The sequence below is a fragment of the Microcystis sp. T1-4 genome (assembly GCF_000297435.1).
Classification (GTDB): domain Bacteria; phylum Cyanobacteriota; class Cyanobacteriia; order Cyanobacteriales; family Microcystaceae; genus Microcystis.
The window spans coordinates 1-15,897 of the sequence record NZ_CAIP01000078.1 but is presented as its reverse complement, the minus strand read 5'-3'; the positions used below and the strand labels follow the sequence as shown (position 1 = coordinate 15,897).

Sequence of the window (15,897 nt, the reverse complement as noted above, 5' to 3'; positions counted from 1 at the left end):
GCAATTTAAACAGCACCGAAACTTCATTGAGGTATTGTTCCACATCTAAAGGAACTTCACCTAAGCGAGCTTGCAAAACTGTTTTTATGGCATCACGGCTTTTTTGTTCAATCAATCAATCGGTGAACTTCGGGAAAGAAGAAGCTTAAAAATGCTTCAAAATACTCGCTTAATGCTTCTTTCCAGGGTTCATCATAATTGGCGGTTGTTTGGTTCATTTGAGTTGTCTGCTTACTCCTAGGCTGTGAAGCGCGATAGCATAACGCACCAATTTAATAATAGAGGTGGTGCGTTACGGCGGATTGTTAATTTGGGTTTTTTGACGGAATTGATATTCGCCTAACGCACCCTACACCTTAGATAAAGAAGCCACTGTAACAGAAATTAACGTTTATCAGGAAAAATATAGAAAACGGGTTTCTCGAAGAAACCCGTTTTCTAAATATATGAGATTGCTTCAGGGTGTTATAGTGTTGAGACAAGTGCAGCTTTTTACCCCATCTCCCCATCTCCTAATCCCTGACTGATAACTGATTACTGGTCACTGATAACTGAATATCCCCCAATAACTAAAGGAAAGATAAAGTTATCGATCGCCCTCCGGAGCCAGTGTCAGAATAAAAGCAGGGAGATGACCAAGGAAAACCGACAACTCTCCATCTTTTTCCCGTCATCGCCCCTAAAATTTATTTGGTTCAGATTTATGCAAACTGCCAATCCTCGTCAAACGGAGAAAAAAGAGCATCCCAGTGGCGATAAACGCTTCAAAGTCCTCGACATCACCATGAAGCGGGCAGGATATAATCAATCAGCCCTGATTGAAGTCCTGCACAAAGCTCAAGAAGCCTTTGGATTCCTAGAAGAAGATGTTCTCCTCTACGTTGCCCGGGCGCTAAAACTGCCCCTCAGTCGCGTCTATGGGGTAGCAACCTTCTATCATCTCTTTTCCCTGAAACCGGCGGGAAAACACACCTGTATCATCTGTATGGGGACTGCTTGTTATGTCAAAGGCAGCGGCAAAATCCTCGAAGACATCGAAAACGCCTTTGATGTCAAAGTGGGAGAAACCACCGCCGATGGAGAAATTTCCCTAGTGTCGGCCCGTTGTATCGGGGCCTGTGGGATTGCGCCGGCCGTGGTCTTCGATGGAGTCGTGGCCCCGAAACAAGATTCGGAAACTGTCTTAGCGAAACTACAGAGTTTCTCCCAGTAATTTTTCACTCTAGTGGATTGAGAAGAATATGGACTTACAAGAATTATTGGCAGTGGCCGAGAAGGAAAAAGCTAGACAAAAAAGCATCCGGGTGCATTGTTGCACTTCCACCGGTTGCCAAGCTGCTAACTCCCTCCAAATCGAAAAAAACCTCGCCACTGCCGTCAAAGAGGCACACCTAGAGGATACAGTCGAAGTGGTGGGGGTCGGTTGTATGGGTTTTTGTGGTCGCGGTCCGTTGGTGGAAGTGGATCCCCAGGATCTTTTATACGAAGAAGTCACCCCGGAAAGTGCGGCCAGCATTATTGCAGCCTTAAACGGCGGCAAAACCGAGGTGCAATTAGGGGACTCAAAACATCCCTTTTTCTCCCATCAAGTCAAAATTGTCCGGGAAAATAGCGGTAAAATCGATCCCGATCGCATTGAGGAATATATAGCCGTCGGGGGTTATCAATCTCTCTACAAGGCCCTCTACGAGATGACTCCGGCCCAGGTGGTGGACGAAATCACCCAAAGCGGTTTGCGCGGCCGAGGCGGTGCGGGTTATCCCACTGGTTTAAAATGGGCGACGGTGGCTAAACAACCGGGTAAACAAAAATACGTTATCTGTAATGCTGATGAAGGGGACCCTGGCGCGTTTATGGACCGCAGTGTTTTGGAAAGTGACCCCCATTTAGTCCTGGAAGGAATGGCGATCGCTGCCTATGCTGTGGGGGCGGATCATGGTTATATCTATGTTAGAGCCGAATACCCTCTGGCGATTGATCGTCTGCAAAAAGCGATTAATCAGGCCAAAAAATTTGGTTTAATGGGTTCCCAAGTATTCGAGTCCACTTTCGATTTTAAGGTGGATATCCGCATCGGGGCGGGAGCTTTTGTCTGTGGAGAGGAAACCGCTCTCATCCATTCCATCGAAGGCGGCCGCGGCACTCCCCGCACCCGTCCCCCCTATCCGGCCCAATCGGGCCTCGATGGTTGTCCCACCCTGATTAATAACGTGGAGTCCTACGCTAATATCGCCGCTATTATCCGCGAGGGAGCCGCTTGGTATGCCAATATCGGTACTGCCAGCAGTAAAGGCACAAAAATCTTCGCTTTGACGGGAAAAATCCGCAATAATGGGCTGATTGAAGTGCCGATGGGTATTACTCTCCGGGAAATTGTCGAGGAGATGGGGGGGGGTGTTCCCGATGGTCAGGTGAAAGCGGTACAAACCGGCGGCCCCTCCGGGGGTTGTATTCCCGCTAATTTACTCGATACTCCCGTAGATTACGAATCCTTAGCCAAACTCGGTTCGATGATGGGATCCGGGGGTATGGTGGTCATGGATGATACCACCAGTATGGTGGAAGTGGCGAAATTCTATATGGAATTCTGTCGCGAGGAGTCCTGTGGTAAATGTATCCCCTGTCGCACGGGAACAGTACAAATGTTTGAATTATTGGCCAAAATTATCGCTCGAAAGGCCGATATTCACGACCTCGAAAACCTAGAACATCTCTGTCAAATGGTTAAAGAAACCAGTCTTTGTGGTCTTGGCCAAAGCGCTCCCAATCCGATTTTAAGTACCCTAAAGTATTTTAAGGAGGAATATCTGGCTCTGTTACAGGAAATCAAGCACCCCGTCTCTGTTTGAGAATAACTCGATCGAGGCCTAACAATCTTCGGCCTCGATCAATTTCTTTGGTTATGGGAAGTCTGGTGGGCTGCCGGGTTATCTTGAAGAGAGTTAGCAGTAGTCTCAGGAGACAATAGATTATGACTTGGCGCGGCTCAACCGATACAAAAGATCGCATTTTTGCAGCCTTAGTATATCTTTTACCCTTATATTCGGCCTTTGCCTTCGGTATCTTTATCTTTCAGCAAATCCCTTTCTTAGGAGCGGCCTTAGCAATAGTTTTAACTCCCTTAGCTTTTCTCTATAGTTCCCTGGGAACCTTTGGCAATTTAATTATCTTTTTCGTCCTCTTTTTGGCCGTGGTACGCAATCCCCGCATCAGTCATTTTATCCGGTTTAACACCATGCAGGCGATTTTAATCGATATTTTGGTGTATTTATTGGGATTGCTCTTAGGTTTCATCGCTAGGGGTTTAGGGGCGAATTTAGTGGTAGAAACTCTTTTTAACGTCGTCTTTTTGGGAGCATTTGCCGCCTGTGTTTACAGCATTATACAGTCGGTTATCGGTAAATACGCCGATATTCCCACAATTTCCGAGGCGGCCTATTCCCAGGTGGGAGGTTAAGTTAACTTGAGTTTGTCCCCTTTTTCGGCTACAGTCTCTCCAGAATCAATGCGTTCGCTGCCAGGCCACATCTATGAGTCCATTTAAACAGACGCTACGGGAACTCAACGCTCAGAAGGGGAAAATAGCCGCTTCTGTGGGCAAAAAAACGCCTAAACGAGTTAATCGTTGGTTTAAATGGCTTTCTCCCGGTCTTTTTGTCAAACGCTGGCTTTTAATTAGTTTAACCGGCGTTTTTCTCACCTCCTTCGGTTTAGCTGTTTGGGTAAAATTAACCCCAGTTAATCGCTTTTTAGAGTTTGTTTCCCAAGCATTAGAAACGATCGCCCGTTTGGTCCCTAATTCTGTTTCCGGGCCGCTGGCGGTTTTGCTAGGTGTCTTTTTGTTATTCTGGGGTCAGAGTCGCACCGTCGAAACGATTACAGAAGCACTACAACCGGACGCATCAGAGGAATTAGTCGATCGCCTACGCACCCATCGTCGTCTCCATCGCGGCCCGAAAATTGTGGCCATCGGTGGCGGTACGGGTTTATCGACGCTTTTACGCGGTTTAAAACAGTATAGTTCCAATATCACCGCTATTGTCACCGTAGCTGATGATGGCGGTTCTTCGGGCCGATTACGTCGGGAAATGGGCATTTTACCCCCGGGGGATATTCGCAATTGTATCGCCGCTTTAGCCGATGAGGAAAAGTTATTAACGGAATTGTTTCAATATCGCTTTCATGCCGGGGATGGTTTATCGGGCCACAGTTTTGGTAATTTATTTATCAGCGCTATGACCGAGATTACCGGCGATCTGGAACAGGCGATCGATGCTAGTGCCAAAGTTTTGGCCATTCGCGGTAAAGTGCTACCTGCTACCCTTACCGATGTTAGTCTCTGGGCTAAGTTAGCCGATGGGCGCCTTATTGAGGGAGAATCGAAGATAACCGAAGCTATGGGACAAATTCGTCAGATTGGCTGTCATCCTGCCGATCCGGTCGCTTTACCGGCTGCTTTAGCGGCAATCAAGGAGGCAGATTATATTATCATCGGGCCGGGTAGTCTTTATACCAGTATTATCCCTAATTTGTTGGTTCCCGCCATTCGTCAGGCCTTAGCACAGGTGACAGTCCCCCGGGTCTATGTTTGTAATATTATGACCCAGCCGGGGGAAACGGATAATTATTCGGTGGCTGATCATATTCGGGCGATCGAAGGAGTCTGTGAAGAACGCATTGTTGATGCGGTTTTAGCCCAAAGAACTTCACCATCGCCCCAATCCCTACAATTATACGCCCAAGAGCATAGTCATCCTGTCTTTTTAGATCGCGAGGAGGTGGGAAAAATGGGTTATCGGATTGTGTTGGCGAATGTAATGGCAGAAGATGAAGTTACTGGCAAAGTTAGTCACGATCCCCAACGTTTAGCGCGAGTTTTATGGCGCTGGTATGCTAAAAAGTGAATAGCGAGATAAGTAGTCGTGCAAAATTAATTTCCTAGTGAAGATAGGCAAGAGGCAAGAGACAAGAGGCAAGAGGTGGTTAGATATGTGTAATTAATTTTGCTTAGGTACTTAACTAAATGTTTTTATCTAGCTTTGTCAAGTTATAAAATCATATTTTTGGCTTTAATTTGCCGACATTAGCCAAATTTGCTGATTAAAGCCCTAGGAAAAAATTAGCCGAAAAACCATTTCGCCTTATTCTGTGTTATACTCAGATTTTGAAGAGAGATAATCATGCACTACTCTACTAAATCTAATCAAGAGACAGGTGCGACAGTCTATTCCCCAAGCGATGGAAGTGAATTAATTCCTGCTGAGGTTAAACTAGATATAAACGGGCAAAACTATCAATCACTTAATATACCTCTCCCAGAGGGCTATACAGTAGATGATGAAGGAATCATCAATAACTATGGTAGCGAACCCAAGATTTATCTATCAAAATACCCATCTTTAGAACAGCAAAAATGGTATATTTTGCAAGGATTAGGGGCGGTTTTATTGGTTGCTTTGGTGTTATTAATCACCTTTTCCGTTAGCTAGATAAAAACCGTAGGATTGACATTTAAGTTGAGCGAGACAAGAAAACTTTAATTTACACCATAGAGTCTGCATCCCAAGTATCGGGAGCATATATTGGAACCGACTCTATCTATCTGTCCAAATAGTAAATCTGACAGCTGAACTTTTTTACTTTGCTAAACTTGACAATTTTTTTCAGTTTTTTGTGGGTTGCTTCGTGATCAACAATAGAACAACCAATAGAGATAACTTCTCAAAGGAAATTCAACAGGTATGAAATTTAATCCTTCTCTTAGTCAAGAACCTCGCTATCAGGCAATTCCTGTTATGCAGATAACTTCCAAAGAAACCCTTCTCCATTGGTTAGAACGGACAGGAAGATTAAAATTACGTCAATCTGATGCTCATCCCGATTTGCAAATTTTAGAAGAACTAGACGATATTATCGATCCAGATAATTATGCTATAGAAGAAGAAGAATAAATAGTCTTACTGGGAGTTAGGAGTGAAATTTCAATTATCTAATATTCAGGAGATTAAGAAAGTGGTATCAACGAAAAAAACGGCTTTAATTTACTGTGAAAATCAGTTTGGACGTGTGGATGGAAAAACGGCAGCTGGCTTGATCAGACAATCAGAAATATATACAATTGTTGGAGTGCTGGATAGTTCCTTAGCAGGAAAAGATGCGGGAGAAGCATTAGGAGACAAAAAAAATCATATTCCCATTTTTGCCAATTTACAAGCAGCCTTAGAAAAACTTAGAGATGTTCCCAATTGTTATATCTACGGCAAAGCACCCTTAGAAGCGTTTATTCCCCCCCTAGAAAGGCTGCTAATTTTAGAAGCAATGGCACAAGGAATGGATATTATTAATGGTTTGCATCAATTCTTCTCCGAAGATTTAGAATTTAGAGATCAAGCTAGTCAGTATGGTGTGCAAATTACAGACATTCGTAAACCACCACAATTAGCTGATCTTCATGTATTTACCGGGCAAATTTCCCAAGTAAATATCCCCGTTATTGCCTTTTTAGGAACCGATTGTGCTTGCGGAAAAATGACCACTGCGGTGGCAGTTAATCAAACTCTCCAAGGCTTGGGTATTAAGTCTGTCTTAGTCGCTACTGGACAAACTAGCTTGATGCAGGGAGCAAGATATGGGGTTTCGATCGATGCTTTGGTTTCTCAATTTGTCATCGGTGAAATTGAAAATGCTGTAGTTCAAGCTTTTGAGCAAGAAAAACCCGATATTATTTTAGTGGAAGGACAAAGTTCTCTGAGTCATCCTGCTTTTATGAGTTCCCTGGGAATTTTGAAAGGAAGTAGGCCCGATGGGATTATTTTACAACATCCCCCAGCCCGAAAATTTCGCTGTGATTTTCCTCATTTAGCCATGCCAAAATTACAGGAAGAAATTTCACTAATTGAGGCAATTTCTCCCACTAAAGTTGTCGCTATTGCGATTAATCACGAAAATCTCACCGCAGCAGCCACTGAGCGTATTATTGCCAAATATGAGCGAGATTTTCAGTTACCGACTACTGATGTTTTGTTACACGGATGTGAGAAATTAGTCCAAGCTTTATGCGATCGCTTTCCGAAATTAAACCGGAAAATCAAAGGAGAAATTTTAGCTGCAATTCCCGCAATTGGGAGCAAATAGGCTGATGAAAGACCTTTTACCAAGAATCGAGATTTCTCTCCCGAAAATACGCCATAATGCTCGTTTACTCTGCCAATTATACGGCAGCAAGGGACTTTCTGTGATGGGAGTTTCCAAAGCGATTTTGGGTGATCCCTCGATCGCCTTGGCGATGATTCAAGGTGGAGTCAACTTTATCGCTGACTCTCGAATCGAAAATATTCTCAAAATGAAACAAGCAGGAATAGTGACAACTTTTGTTCTGTTGCGTACTGCCTTGAGTCAAGCAGAATCAGTGGTTAACATTGCAGATATCAGCTTAAATACCGAATTAGCAACAATTCAGGAACTTTCCTATTATGCTCAAGAAAAGCAAAAAATACACCGCATTATTATCATGACGGAGTTAGGGGATTTACGAGAAGGTGTACTGCCGAAAGATCTCGTCAAGTTCATCAAAAAAACCCTCGCTTTTCCCTTTATCAAAATTGTTGGACTGGGTTGTAATTTGGCTTGTTATGGGGGTATTAAACCTGATACCCATAATATGAGCAAATTATCTGTGTTAACAGATACAATTGAGCAGGAATTTTTAATAAAATTACCGATTATTTCAGGAGGCAATTCTGCCAACTATCAATGGTATCAAAAAAGTAGCGAAGTTGGTCGGATTAATAATCTGCGTTTAGGAGAATCAATTTTATTAGGTTGTGAAACAGTTAATCGACAAGTGATACCTGGTTTATATACCGATGCTTTTCGGTTAATTGCTGAAGTAATCGAATCCAAAGACAAACCATCTCTACCCTCTGGAGAAATTGGTCGAGATGCTTTTGGTAATGTTCCTAGCTTTATTGATCAAGGCATTCACCGTCGAGTTATTATTGCATTAGGAAGACAGGATGTTCTTATCTCTGGATTGCAAGCGAGTCAGGAGATAAAAATATTAGGTTCTAGTAGCGATCATCTAGTTCTTGATAGTCATAATAAGAAGTTAAAAGTAGGGAGCGAAGTCAGTTTTAATCTTGATTACGGAGGACTTTTAACAGCCATGACTTCTCCTTTTATTACTAAAAGTTATGCTCTCAATGCAGTAGCACAACTGTCTTGATCGATGAATAAATATCCACAGATATATTTAGGGTCTGCTGGCTTATCACCTTGACATCAGGGCCGTAGAGATTTGTACTCAATTACTATCCTATCGCTAAATTCTGGGAAGAAATCAAAATCCCCCTAAATCTTTAACAAATTCCTAATCATCTCGTTTGGCACCATGATCAGCCGCCCCGAGGTATAATTCCCCTACTTTCGGGTTATTGAGTAAATCTTGACCCGATCCCTGAAAACGATCTTGACCATTTTCTAAAACATAACCCCGATCAGACATCATTAGGGCTTTTTTGGCATTCTGTTCCACTAAAATAATGGCAGTTCCCGTCTGGTTAATCGCTTTTATCTGTTCAAAAACGCTGGTGACTAAGATAGGAGATAAAGCTGCCGAAGGTTCATCGAGAATTAATAAATCTGGTTGCAACATCAGCGATCGTCCCATGGCTAACATCTGTCTTTCTCCTCCGGATAAAGTGCCAGCTTTCTGACGACGGCGATCGAGCAAACGAGGAAACATGACATAAATGCGCTCTTTTAAAGATTTTATATTTCCTTTGCTCGTAAAAGCTCCCATTTCCAGATTTTCCTCGATGCTCAGGGATGGAAAAACATTAGCAATTTGGGGAACATAACCCATTCCGAGGGGAACGATTTGATTAGATTTCCAACCAGTGATATTTTTTCCCTTAAAAGTGATGGTTCCAGCACTGGGTTTTAATAAACCAAAAATCGTCTTAGCAAGGGTAGATTTTCCTGCACCATTGGGCCCGATAACCGTGACTAATTCCCCCGGTGCAATGCGAAAGTTAACCCCTTGCAATATGTATAAATCCTGCACATAACCAGCATAAACTTGTTCAACTTCTAAAAGGTAATCCATGGCAAGGTAAAAAGGAGAGAGTAATATGAATTATGAATTATGAATTGGGGTGCATTTTCAGTGAACAGTAATCAGTAAACTGAAAACTTACATCTGATAACTAATAACTGATAACTGATAACTGATAACTGATAACTGATAAATTAGGGCGTTTTTTGTAAATCGGGACGTTCTTCTGGGAGAATTGCACCTTCGACGGGACATACTTGAAGACAGATACCACAGTCGATACAAGTGGCAAAATCAATCCAATACCAATCGGTTCCTTTAGCATTTTTACCCGGTCCCGGATGGATACAGGCCACGGGACAAGCGGAAACGCAATCGGCAACCCCTTCACAAATTCCAGTGACGATCGAATGTGGCACAGTGTTTTCTCCTCTAATTCTTAACATTACTTTACCACTTTTCGGCACTGCTGTGCCAGGATCGGATCGTTGTTAGGAAACTTGGCCTTAATTCTCTAAAATATTGGCAGTTTTTTCTTGATCTTAGCAAGAAGTAAAATAGAAGTTTTCGCTAGGGTTTTTACTATTCCCTTACGAGAGGACAAATAGTTGATTTCTTCCCGTAATTCCTGATTATTTTTCTGGAGATAGTTATGATTATTTTCTAATTCTTTTAAGGATATTTCCATCCCTTGCATAGTACGATAATCTTGCTGTTGTTTCAGATACATTATCTGTTGTGCTTCCTGTAATTTTCTTAACTCTAACCAGACTTGATTCTGACTTGATTCCTTACTTTCTCTGAGCGCATACTGGAAAAAATTAGTGATTTGTTCGGCTAGTTTTTGATTAACTTCAAAAAACTCGATAATATCAATTTTTTTGGGGTTAATTTGAGGGTATGAATTGATTAAATTTTGGGAGATTTCAGAGGAAAAAGCGATGATTCTAGCCGCGGATAAAATTGCATAGTGTTTTTCTAAATCTACCAGTAAATTGCCCTTTTCTTCTGGGAATTCAGAAGCAAGCAAAAGCAGAGAAGGAGTGGTTAAGGGACTGGTATAAAAAGTGGAAATAAATAAATTTGCCTGTAGGCGATCGCAAATAGCTTGAATTTTTCTGGCATCCTTTCCCGTACAATTATAATCGTAGGATTCTGCGGGCCAATATTTAAATTCTTCCCATCGTGGTGCGCTGTTATTTCTATCTAAAATAACAATGTGTTGACTAAATTCTAATTGACTCCAATGCTCTATAATTGAAGACCAAACCCCAGCTAATTTTCCTTGATCGATTTGAAAGATCACGCCATCAATAACAATAATTGGAGTTTTATTCTGGGAGATAGCTTGAATTGTTTGTAATTTTTCTCGCTCATCCTTATTTAAAATTTTCCCTAAATCTTCCATCTTAACTGGATTGGGTTTAATTTCTATATCCTTAATTTCTGGGTGAGGAATTTCATAGATTTTACATACTTGATAATGTTCCTGTAATGCTTGACCATTACTGCCATGTTCTAAACCTTGGAGATTTAAATAATATAACCCTAAAATCTCAGGAATTAAAGCCATTTTTTCCCCTTGACTGCCGATTCTTAACCAAAATTCGTAATCACCCGCACAGCGAAAATTTTCCTGAAAATAACCATATTTATCGTGCAGCATTTTTCGCCACATTGGTTGAGAACCCACACAACAACCTTGACGCATCTGTGGATAGGAGTAATTTGGCCAATTCCAATGTTTTAAAGCGGGGGTGGTGGCAAAAGTATCATTTTTGATGGTGGTAATTAATTGATCGGCATAAACTAAACTAATCTCTCTATTATTATCTAGATAATTAGCCAGAATTTCTAGAGCATTGAAACAGCGACGGTCATCAGTATTCCCATTGGTGATATAGGAACCCCTAGCTAGTTTAATAGCGCGATTCCAAGCTCGATAGAGGGTTTCTCGTTCTTGAGTTCTCTGGTAAATAATATTAGGATAATTTTCTTGAAACTCTTGGATAATCTCCCCTTCATTCTCTGGAGAAGCACTATCGATAATAATAATTTCTACTTCTCCCTTTTCATAAAGAGTTTGAGTAACCAAATCCTCTAGACAACCTCGGATAAACTCCGCTGATTTATAGGTAGAAACAATTACAGAAACTTTGATCCTCTGCACGGGTATAGAGTTATTATAACTAGGATTCATTGGCTTATCTGATCGCAATTCAAGACAGAAAATTTTTTGAAATTCGGGAGAGTAAGATTTTAAGACTCTATATTCGATCGAGAGAATTGTCAAGATGTTATCGACTCTGATTGAAGATGCTGGTTTATTTACCTTTTGCTTGTGACTTGACATAATAAAAAACTATAATGGGAAGGCTGTGGAAAATGAGCAACAATGACCGTATCTTCCTCCCTAGACTGGCTAACCCGTGGAATCAGTGATTTATTCCCCCATCAACCCGACTCCCAAGATCCTAGGGAAAATTTAACCCAACTACTGCAAACTACCGATCGCCCTTTAAGAATTAAACTAGGTATTGACCCCACCGGCAGCGATATTCACCTAGGTCATAGTATTCCTTTTCGGAAACTGCGGGCCTTCCAGGATGCTGGTCATATAGCAGTGGTAATTATTGGCGATTTTACCGCTAGAATCGGCGATCCGACGGGAAAATCGGAAGTTAGAAAACAATTAACCATCGAAGAAGTGAGAACCAATGCCGAGAATTATCTGGCACAATTGCGCCCAATTTTAGATTTTAACACCCCTAATCGTCTAGAAATTCGCTATAACTCGGAATGGTTGGGGAAATTAGACCTCTCACAAATTCTCGAACTCCTCTCCACCATGACCGTCGGGCAAATGTTGGCAAAAGAAGGCTTTTCCGAACGCTACGACAAGGAAAACCCGATTTTTCTCCATGAATTTCTCTATCCCTTAATGCAGGGTTATGATTCCGTGGCTGTCGAGGCCGATGTCGAATTGGGAGGAACCGATCAAAAATTTAATATTGCCGTCGGTCGCGATTTACAGAAATATTTCGCTAAAAAACCGCAATTCGGGCTACTTTTACCGATTTTAATCGGAACCGATGGCAGTCAAAAAATGTCCAAATCCCTGAATAATTATGTGGGATTGCGGGAATCGGCCCTGTCCATGTACTCGAAACTGGAAAAAACCCCCGACGCTTTGTTAAAAGATTATTACGAACTATTGACAAATTTGCCCTTAGATGCTATGCCGAGCAATCCGCGGGAGGCACAAAAACAACTGGCGATCGAGGTAGTTGCCCAGTTTCACGGGAAAGAGGAGGCATTAAAGGCACAAAAAACGGCGCAGGAGATAGTTTTACAGGGAAATACAGCATCCGCGGCTTCTGTACCCGAATTTTCCCTCGCGGCGGTCACTTTTCCCCTGAAATTATTCTATCTTCTCTCGGCCACCGGCTTGTGTAAAAGTAGCGGCGAAGGGAGAAGACAGATTCAGGGGGGCGCTGTGAGGATCGATAGCGAGAAAATCACCGATGTGGACAAAAGTTTTCAGACAGCCGAAGCTTTAAGGGGAAAAGTCCTACAGGTGGGCAAAAATAAATTTATTCGCTTTGTAGCTTAAAAGCGAAAAAGTCCCTATTCGGCGGCTTTTTCCACGATTTCTAACTCAAAATCTCGAAAATGGGCTTTAAACTTTTTACTGAACTCGACGAGGACGGGTAGGTTGGCGCTAACCGGCCTACCACGCCATTCGGTGACAATCGCTTTCACCTCTCCCTCTAATCCTTTCACGTCAAAAGGATTCGATTTGTGTTCAGGATGATGATAAACTACCACGGACTCAATTACACGAACTCGATCGCCAACTTTCATAAACTCTCTAGCGAAGACAAACGCCTATTGTATCTTTGAAAACAATCTTATCATTGTACGCTATATCAGGGAACGGGGAACTGAAAACTCTTAAGATTGAAACCGAGAGCCTGAGCTTTGACGATACTTTTGTTCGTAAGCAGCAATACTGGGAGCAACCTGAGCCTCACCTGTGGTGCAGGGCTGACGGCTGAGGGCAAAAAACTGATAACTGCTTAATGATTTGATAGCATGGAGGAAAACCTATAGAGGGTTAAGCGGTATGAGTGACTATAAAGATTCTTCTTCCATGCGCTATTTCCTGGCGGGATTAAAACCCTTTGCCCAACCCTTATTTTGGCTACCGTTAGGAATATTTTCCTTGGCTCTAATTGGTTTCTCTGTATATCAACAAAATCCTGAATGGTTGGATTCGGTATTAGATACCCCAGGAATGTCCTTAGAGGAACGGGAAATCCGAGCTAACCAGATTACCGATGCTCCTCCCCCCACTGCTCTACCACTGCCGGCCATTCCTGCCCATAATAATACCGCTCGCCCGAACAAACCGGCCCCGACGCAGCCTTTTAATCCTTTAAACACTAATCCCGACAACAACGAGAAACCCTCCTTATTTGCCCCGTTAATGCCGCAGACTAGGCAAAATCAGGCTCCGAAGGCTAGTAAAAGTCTGCAACCGATTCAAGTGCGACCGATTAGTGGCGATACTAGCAATTATCCTTTACAAAGGGAAATCGAAAATCGCTCGCGGACTGCTAACTTGAATAATTCTCCTAATCTCAACCCCGGGGGCAGCCCGAATCAAGTTAATCCCCAGGGGAATAATTCCCCCGATCAACAAAATGTTCAGGCCCCACCCTCCTGGAATAATACCAACCCTAACCCGGTCCGGGCCTCTAGCAACCCATCCAACTATTATCAACCTCCCGTATATCAGCCCCCCGTCTACGGCAGTCAACCGAACGTCACTGGTTATCCCAATCAGGGAATGCCACCTAGCAATAATGGCACCCCCAATCAAGTCCCACCTCCAAGTATTAACCGCGGTTTCACCATCCAACAACCGATTAATGCCCGGCCTTCTGGTTACTAGAGGGACTTAGATAGGAGCTTGCAGGAAGTCTAATAAAATCGGATTAACTATTTCAGGGGCCTCATCCTGGGGACAGTGGCCTAAACCAGCTAGGGGGATGAACTGTTTTACTGTCGGGAATCGTGCTAATTCTTGGCCTAAGGCCAAGGGTTCCCAAGGATCCTCGCTACCCCAAAGCAGAATGGCCCGACAGGGGAGGATCGGCAGTAGGTCTTCCGGCAGTGGGCCGCCAGAATAACCAGTAAAAGCGAGGAAAACCTCGATCGCTCCTGGATCTCGGGCGGGTTTTAGGATTATTTCTACTAATTCCTCTGTTACCGCTTCCGAGCGCCGATAAGCTTGCAGGAGAATTTTACGCACTGTCTGGGGTTTAGCGATCTGTTGGAAGAAAAAAGCCCCAATTGCTTTATTTTTGAGAATTATTTGGGCAATATCCGCACCTAAACGACGATACCAGGGTAATTTCCCCCGTTTTCTTTCGTGCAGTAGTCTGAGGGAACAATTAATCGCCGCTACCCCAAGGACAAAATCGGGATAATCGACGGCAGCCTGCATAATGGCCACACAACCGATGGAATTACCCGCCAAAAAAGCGGGACCCCCCACCACTTCCCGACAAAAATCGGCAATTTGCGCCCCCCAAGTCTCGAAAGTGTAATCGATCTCCTTTTGCGGTTCGGGTTTGTCGGAACCGCCAAAACCAATTAAATCTAGGGCAAAACAGCGACATTTTTCGCCTAAAACGGGGATATTTTTCCGCCAATGTCCCCAAGATGCCCCAAATCCATGCACAAGCACGATCGCCGGTCCCGTCTCCCCCGCACTCTGATAGGTGATTTTGAATCCCCGCCAATGCCAGATTTTTGGTTGTGTCTCTAATCCTAGAATTTGCTGCATATTTTTGTTTATCTGTAAAGTATTCGTTGCTTTTCTTAATATATACTGTCAGGAAAGAAGCATTAAGCGAATATTTTGAAGCATTTTTAGAAAACGGGTTTCTTTGAGAAACCCGTTTTCTTGCAATATTAATTTCTGTTACAGGGGTCTTGAAAAATTGGCGATTGTTTGCATAAAATAGCCGCAGTCATCCTTTGCTGCCAACACCATGACTTCTACCCTGTTGCCGAGCCTTCCTGCTGTTGACGATGTTTTGTTCAATTTTGCTCAATCTGATGGCTTGAGTCAAGCTAATCAGGTGAATAGTGTGAGAAATCAGCGTTTAACCGCTACCTTAGTCTTCCTTGATGCTGGTGTCACCGATTATCAAAGTCTCCAAGCTGGGGTAATTCCAGAAGTCGCCACCGTTATTCTCACTCCCAATCAAGACGGAATCGAACAAATATCCGCTTTTTTACCACAAAATCCCCAGATTACCACCATTCACCTCTATTATTAAATCGGTGCGTTACGCTATCGCGCTTCACAGCCTACGAGTAAGCAAACAACTCAAATGAACCCAACAACCGCCAATTATGATGAACCCTGGAAAGAAGCATTAACCGAGTATTTTGAAGCGTTTTTATACTTCTTTTTTCCTGAAGTTCACCAACTAATTGATTGGACAAAAACTCCCGAATCCCTAGAAAAAGAACTGAAACGGATTACCGCTTCAGCAAAGACAAAAAAACGTTTCGCTGACAAACTTTATAAGGCTTGGCTACTTGAGGGACAAGAAGTCTGGATTTTGATTCATATTGAAATTCAAAGCCAATACGAAGAAAATTTCCCTCAGAGGATGTATATTTATAACTATCGGGCCTTTGATTTGTATCAGAAACCGGTTATCAGTCTCGCTATATTAGGAGATGAACGAGTAAATTGGCGACCAGATTCCTATAATTATACTATCGCCGGCTGTGAAGTGAGTCTGAAATTCCCAACAGTC

General features: G+C 42.9%; 16 protein-coding genes and 1 pseudogene. 12 read left to right on the top strand and 5 right to left on the bottom strand.

The genetic code is table 11. The features are described 5' to 3' along the window. Positions 1-703: 703 nt before the first annotated feature. From hoxE to MICAI_RS04235, 8 genes are all read left to right on the top strand, one after another. Positions 704-1,213: a bidirectional hydrogenase complex protein HoxE gene (gene hoxE, locus MICAI_RS04270; RefSeq protein ID WP_002762924.1), complete on the top strand. Its 510-nt coding sequence runs from the start codon at positions 704-706 to the stop codon at positions 1,211-1,213. A 28-nt stretch (positions 1,214-1,241) separates the two neighbouring features. Then, complete coding sequence (gene nuoF / locus MICAI_RS04265) at positions 1,242-2,849, top strand: NADH-quinone oxidoreductase subunit NuoF (RefSeq protein WP_008198256.1); 1,608 nt, start codon at positions 1,242-1,244, stop codon at positions 2,847-2,849. A 122-nt stretch (positions 2,850-2,971) separates the two neighbouring features. Then, the gene (locus tag MICAI_RS04260) at positions 2,972-3,457 is read left to right on the top strand and encodes a Tic20 family protein (protein ID WP_008198255.1); all 486 of its coding nucleotides are present in this window, start codon (positions 2,972-2,974) and stop codon (positions 3,455-3,457) included. A gap of 73 nt (positions 3,458-3,530) precedes the next feature. After that, a complete protein-coding gene (gene yvcK, locus MICAI_RS04255; protein WP_008198253.1) occupies positions 3,531-4,904 on the top strand; it encodes a gluconeogenesis factor YvcK family protein in 1,374 nt (457 codons plus the stop codon). Positions 4,905-5,180: 276 nt separating this feature from the next. Further along, complete coding sequence (gene psb34, locus MICAI_RS04250; RefSeq protein ID WP_002783665.1) at positions 5,181-5,489, top strand: photosystem II assembly protein Psb34; 309 nt, start codon at positions 5,181-5,183, stop codon at positions 5,487-5,489. Positions 5,490-5,741: 252 nt separating this feature from the next. Next, on the top strand, positions 5,742-5,951 hold the full coding sequence (locus MICAI_RS04245; RefSeq protein ID WP_008198246.1) for a DUF3134 family protein: 210 nt from the start codon (positions 5,742-5,744) through the stop codon (positions 5,949-5,951). Between the two features lie 22 nt (positions 5,952-5,973). Then, positions 5,974-7,134 carry a DUF1611 domain-containing protein gene (locus MICAI_RS04240; RefSeq protein ID WP_008198244.1) on the top strand — a complete coding sequence of 387 codons (1,161 nt, stop codon included), beginning with the start codon at positions 5,974-5,976 and terminating at the stop codon, positions 7,132-7,134. 4 nt (positions 7,135-7,138) lie between these two features. After that, positions 7,139-8,224: an alanine/ornithine racemase family PLP-dependent enzyme gene (locus MICAI_RS04235; RefSeq protein ID WP_008198241.1), complete on the top strand. Its 1,086-nt coding sequence runs from the start codon at positions 7,139-7,141 to the stop codon at positions 8,222-8,224. A gap of 144 nt (positions 8,225-8,368) precedes the next feature. On the opposite strand, the gene MICAI_RS04230 is transcribed toward MICAI_RS04235, so the two are convergent. From MICAI_RS04230 to MICAI_RS04220, 3 genes are all read right to left on the bottom strand, one after another. After that, positions 8,369-9,106 (bottom strand): ABC transporter ATP-binding protein, encoded by a 738-nt coding sequence (locus tag MICAI_RS04230; RefSeq protein ID WP_008198239.1) that lies wholly within the window; start codon positions 9,104-9,106, stop codon positions 8,369-8,371. Between the two features lie 143 nt (positions 9,107-9,249). Then, the gene (locus MICAI_RS04225) at positions 9,250-9,474 is read right to left on the bottom strand and encodes an indolepyruvate ferredoxin oxidoreductase subunit alpha (RefSeq protein ID WP_039899583.1); all 225 of its coding nucleotides are present in this window, start codon (positions 9,472-9,474) and stop codon (positions 9,250-9,252) included. A gap of 95 nt (positions 9,475-9,569) precedes the next feature. Next, positions 9,570-11,255, bottom strand: a complete 1,686-nt coding sequence (locus tag MICAI_RS04220) for a glycosyltransferase (protein WP_039899582.1) — start codon at positions 11,253-11,255, stop codon at positions 9,570-9,572. Between the two features lie 195 nt (positions 11,256-11,450). Here MICAI_RS04220 and tyrS point away from each other — a divergent pair, with 195 nt between their 5' ends. Continuing rightward, a complete protein-coding gene (gene tyrS, locus MICAI_RS04215; protein ID WP_008198233.1) occupies positions 11,451-12,668 on the top strand; it encodes a tyrosine--tRNA ligase in 1,218 nt (405 codons plus the stop codon). Positions 12,669-12,682: 14 nt separating this feature from the next. Here the strand turns inward: tyrS and MICAI_RS04210 are convergent, their stop codons facing one another. Next, complete coding sequence (locus MICAI_RS04210; RefSeq protein ID WP_008198231.1) at positions 12,683-12,919, bottom strand: ferredoxin-thioredoxin reductase variable chain; 237 nt, start codon at positions 12,917-12,919, stop codon at positions 12,683-12,685. Positions 12,920-13,181: 262 nt separating this feature from the next. Between MICAI_RS04210 and MICAI_RS04205 the strand changes: the two genes are divergently transcribed. Continuing rightward, positions 13,182-14,012, top strand: a complete 831-nt coding sequence (locus tag MICAI_RS04205) for a hypothetical protein (RefSeq protein WP_008198229.1) — start codon at positions 13,182-13,184, stop codon at positions 14,010-14,012. Between the two features lie 6 nt (positions 14,013-14,018). On the opposite strand, the gene MICAI_RS04200 is transcribed toward MICAI_RS04205, so the two are convergent. Next, the gene (locus tag MICAI_RS04200; RefSeq protein ID WP_008198227.1) at positions 14,019-14,909 is read right to left on the bottom strand and encodes an alpha/beta fold hydrolase; all 891 of its coding nucleotides are present in this window, start codon (positions 14,907-14,909) and stop codon (positions 14,019-14,021) included. A gap of 208 nt (positions 14,910-15,117) precedes the next feature. Here MICAI_RS04200 and MICAI_RS04195 point away from each other — a divergent pair, with 208 nt between their 5' ends. Both MICAI_RS04195 and MICAI_RS04190 read left to right on the top strand, forming a co-directional pair. Beyond that, positions 15,118-15,408: a DUF4347 domain-containing protein gene (locus MICAI_RS04195; RefSeq protein ID WP_008198226.1), complete on the top strand. Its 291-nt coding sequence runs from the start codon at positions 15,118-15,120 to the stop codon at positions 15,406-15,408. Between the two features lie 54 nt (positions 15,409-15,462). Beyond that, positions 15,463-15,897, top strand: a pseudogene (locus tag MICAI_RS04190) (Rpn family recombination-promoting nuclease/putative transposase); the annotation flags it as partial.

Excerpts from the sequence above, each read along its gene's own strand:
- hoxE (WP_002762924.1), top strand. The coding sequence starts at position 704 with ATGCAAACTGCCAATCCTCGTCAAACGGAGAAAAAAGAGCATCCCAGT.
- MICAI_RS04195 (WP_008198226.1), top strand. The coding sequence starts at position 15,118 with ATGACTTCTACCCTGTTGCCGAGCCTTCCTGCTGTTGACGATGTTTTG.
- MICAI_RS04200 (WP_008198227.1), bottom strand. The coding sequence starts at position 14,909 with ATGCAGCAAATTCTAGGATTAGAGACACAACCAAAAATCTGGCATTGG.
- MICAI_RS04205 (WP_008198229.1), top strand. The coding sequence starts at position 13,182 with ATGAGTGACTATAAAGATTCTTCTTCCATGCGCTATTTCCTGGCGGGA.
- nuoF (WP_008198256.1), top strand. The coding sequence starts at position 1,242 with ATGGACTTACAAGAATTATTGGCAGTGGCCGAGAAGGAAAAAGCTAGA.
- yvcK (WP_008198253.1), top strand. The coding sequence starts at position 3,531 with ATGAGTCCATTTAAACAGACGCTACGGGAACTCAACGCTCAGAAGGGG.
- MICAI_RS04230 (WP_008198239.1), bottom strand. The coding sequence starts at position 9,106 with ATGGATTACCTTTTAGAAGTTGAACAAGTTTATGCTGGTTATGTGCAG.
- MICAI_RS04245 (WP_008198246.1), top strand. The coding sequence starts at position 5,742 with ATGAAATTTAATCCTTCTCTTAGTCAAGAACCTCGCTATCAGGCAATT.
- MICAI_RS04235 (WP_008198241.1), top strand. The coding sequence starts at position 7,139 with ATGAAAGACCTTTTACCAAGAATCGAGATTTCTCTCCCGAAAATACGC.
- MICAI_RS04260 (WP_008198255.1), top strand. The coding sequence starts at position 2,972 with ATGACTTGGCGCGGCTCAACCGATACAAAAGATCGCATTTTTGCAGCC.
- psb34 (WP_002783665.1), top strand. The coding sequence starts at position 5,181 with ATGCACTACTCTACTAAATCTAATCAAGAGACAGGTGCGACAGTCTAT.
- MICAI_RS04220 (WP_039899582.1), bottom strand. The coding sequence starts at position 11,255 with ATGAATCCTAGTTATAATAACTCTATACCCGTGCAGAGGATCAAAGTT.
- tyrS (WP_008198233.1), top strand. The coding sequence starts at position 11,451 with ATGACCGTATCTTCCTCCCTAGACTGGCTAACCCGTGGAATCAGTGAT.
- MICAI_RS04210 (WP_008198231.1), bottom strand. The coding sequence starts at position 12,919 with ATGAAAGTTGGCGATCGAGTTCGTGTAATTGAGTCCGTGGTAGTTTAT.